Origin of the sequence: Tropicimonas sp. IMCC6043 (assembly GCF_004146235.1) — a bacterium.
GTDB lineage: Bacteria > Pseudomonadota > Alphaproteobacteria > Rhodobacterales > Rhodobacteraceae > Tropicimonas.
The window spans coordinates 1-237 of record NZ_SELO01000284.1; the positions used below are offsets into that span (position 1 = coordinate 1).

Sequence of the window (237 nt, forward strand, 5' to 3'; positions counted from 1 at the left end):
TCTTGCAGAAGAAGCTTCTGCGGGGCGCGGTGCTCGATTTCCTCGACAAGATCGAGCCCTGCCTGATCGGCATGGAAGCCTGCCCCAGCTCACACTTCTGGGCGCGGGAGATCGCGGCACTTGGCCACGAGGTCCGGCTGATCCCGCCCGCGTATGTGAAGCCTTACGTGAAGCGGCAGAAGAATGATGCGGCGGATGCCGAGGCGATCTGCGAGGCCGTGACGCGGCCGAACATGC

1 pseudogene is annotated in these 237 nt (G+C 64.1%); it reads left to right on the top strand.

Annotated elements, in window-relative coordinates:
- Positions 1-2: 2 nt before the first annotated feature.
- A pseudogene (locus tag EU800_RS26680) lies at positions 3-237 on the top strand (IS110 family transposase); the annotation flags it as partial.